At 37.7% G+C, this 3,099-nt stretch carries 2 protein-coding genes; both read right to left on the bottom strand.

Features of this window, described 5'->3' with window-relative positions:
• On the bottom strand, positions 1 to 2,672 hold a 2,672-nt coding region (locus ENL20_07915), incomplete at its 3' end, for a hypothetical protein (GenBank protein ID HHE38486.1).
• 3 nt (positions 2,673 to 2,675) lie between these two features.
• Complete coding sequence (locus ENL20_07910; GenBank protein ID HHE38485.1) at positions 2,676 to 3,098, bottom strand: PorV/PorQ family protein; 423 nt, start codon at positions 3,096 to 3,098, stop codon at positions 2,676 to 2,678.
• Position 3,099 lies beyond the last annotated feature (1 nt).

Raw genomic sequence — 3,099 nt, 5'->3', positions numbered from 1 at the left:
TCGAATTCAATGATCCTCGGATAACTGTAAGGAAGCAAACTTTTATGTTCGAGGTAAGCTGGAAAACCCGGGGCCATTGTTCCCTCGAGAGTAATCGCAAAAACTCTGTTCCCTGCTCCGAAAGTCAAGTAAACCAGACCATCATTAAAGATTTTTCCGATCGCGAGTTGAGTTGGAATTTTACTTGTATAGGAATAAAGGTTGAATATTTTTAAGGTAGAACCATTTTGAACTTTATAAATTTCACCATTAGTATTTTGGATAAAAGTTGCATTATTACCGGAATTTAAAGAATCAATAAAACAAATGGGAGAAAAATCTCCTTCATAACCGGGAATTTCAATACTTGAGTAGGCATCGATATCATCAGGATCGATAAAATTGAGTTTTCCATTAGAAGCAGCAATTATACTCGTTCCATTATATGCTAATTTTTCTGCAGAAATATCAAGAGAATCAACACCAATAAACAATTTTTCTAAGGTCGGAACAACAAGAAGCGACAGATCATCGATGAACAGAGGAGGTTCTGTGATCTCTGATGAGAAAGTAATTTCTTCCGAAACTGTGGGTGAGATAAAACTGAGGATATTATCTGAAACGAACATGAATTCATCGTAAGAATTATCTATGTAATTTACTGAAAGAACCGGTTGCGTTATTCCGAGATCATAAGAATTAGTAAGCCCTTCACCAAGATAATTCCAGGTTCCGAAAACATTGGAAAAATAGCTGATCGTGGAATCCGTATAAACCGGAAAACTTGAAAATTCATAAAGGTTACCGAGATTTCCTATTGAAAAAAGAGTATCATAGGCACTCAACTCATCGGAAAGTTTTTCTGTATGATCAAATAAATGCGTTCCGATCTTGAAACTCATAACTCTTTCAATATCCGTTGAGAGCGGATAATCGCTGATATCGTAAATTGTGAAGATGGAAGGATTACCGTCGTTGGTCAGGAAAGCAGGTTCGGTTCTGGCAGAAAGAGAATCATTATGGATATGACCTATAAACCCACCCGGTAAATATTGATTATCCCAACCGTTGAAATAACCGTATTCATCAAATTTCGGCATGTATTTATAGAATGGTTCGTATTCGGTTCCCCGCCAGTAATATGAATAAACATTGCCGATATCTTCAATACCATCGGCTTCGATAATTCTTACAGATCTTTTGGAGTGACGCATATTAACCGAATTATTCTCAAAGTTGTCATTTTCATAAAGTCTTTCTTCATCGATATGCCAGGCAACAATTCCACCGCCGTAATATTTTTCTTCAAAACTAATCCAGCCCGGAAGGAAGAAATCATATTCGTAAGTCGGGATATTGAATTGGTCGTCGAGTCTGGTTGGATAAAGAATTACCCGCTTATCTTCATTAACTTTGAATGCTGTTGCGCCATCACCATCAGGATCGACCTGCCTGTTTTCGAGAAGAACATATTCAGTCTCATTAAGAGGTATCTTTAGAAAATATGTTTCATCCTGGAAGGGATTGAGTTTGGTTTCACAGGGAATGATATCTATGGTTTCGCTGAAATCTATTTCGGAAATATCTTTCAGAATGCCAGCTTGCCTGAATTCCTCTTCCCAGGCAAGTAATCGCGTCCAGATTCCGGGAAAAACAGGATAACCACCTTCAATAAAATACCAGATAGCTATTTCCTCATCACTATCTTCATCGACCAGATCACCATTTTCATCGACTGGATATCCACCGGAACCAAATCCTCCGCTATCCATAATGTCATAATATCCAACCTCTGGACTATTACTCCAAACATTATATAGATCGATAAATCCTAATGAATGACCGAACTCATGAGCAAAAACAGCATTCACCAGCCCATAGCCGTAGATTTCCGAATAGGAATCGTTTTCTTCAATGATGATATCCTGTGTGATAGTTTCAGGAACATTACAGGCATGATCGATGATCACGGTAGCAGTTGTATCGGAACCATCGGTAACATACGCCATTTTTTCTTCCTCTTTCACATTAATGAAAAAGGAAGGAATGTCCGCAGGTGTATCTCCAAAAACATCGTGCTGCCAATCCGAGCCGGCGTGAATGAACATAAAATGTTCGTAATCGCTGAAGATAATATTTTCATCTTCATCAGCAATAGTAAAACAATCCCTGAAATATTCTTCGAATCTTTGCACCATCAAATCCGAGGATGCTCCGGGAGGATTATAATAACTCATAGGATTAGGTAAAGTATATGCATTTATGGAAGCATCTTTTGCTGGTTCGGGAAAGATATCATATTCCAGAGTGAAGTGTTCATAACTGGCAGCGAGATAATAATATTTCAGAGCTAATAGCTGATCTTCAAAAAAATCCTGATCGTGAGGTGGTCTTCCTAAAGGAATTGGATAATCTGCAACATCTGTAGAATCAAGAAATGTTCCATCACCGGTAGTTTGCGGATCGTCATCGATTTCTTGTTGAAATTCGATCATCAGGACCAGAAGTTTGTTCGAGTTCCTTTTCTTTAAATCAAAATGTCTTCTTGAAGATAGATATTCTTCCACAGGATGAGTTTTTATTTCGAGATTAGCTGCCTGTTTCCCTTTGGTAAATTTAATTTTCTTTGCCAGACCCAGTTGCGGAACCAGAAGTCCGGCAACTAATACAATTGTAATTATGACTTTCTTCATATTTTAAAAATCGACTTTTACGGAGAAGGTCTGGTTGTATTTCTGAAGATCGCCACCCGGCTGCATCGCAAAATCAAAAGAGACATCATATTTGTTTGAAAAAGTGTAATGAATTCCTGCTCCAAAAGAAACGCCTTCGATTTCACCTGCTCTATCGGAAATATATCCTGTTCTTAAAGAGAGCAAATCAAGATAGACATATTCAATCCCAGCATTAAAGATGATCGCTTCCCATTCATCTCCTTTGGGATTATCGATCCAGGCTGAAATAATTCGTTTGTATATAGGATCGTCGTTTGCCAGGAGTTTATTCATATCAGTATTAACAGTTAATTTATTAAAATCCGAATTCAGGATTTTATATGATAAACCCATTCGCCAGTTCATAGGAAGAGGTTCGGCTTGAGCTTTGTTATCGTAAATGATA

The organism is Candidatus Cloacimonadota bacterium (assembly GCA_011372345.1).
Lineage (GTDB): Bacteria > Cloacimonadota > Cloacimonadia > Cloacimonadales > TCS61 > DRTC01.
The sequence above is the reverse complement of the archived record's forward strand: the minus strand, read 5'-3'. Positions and strand labels throughout refer to the sequence as shown.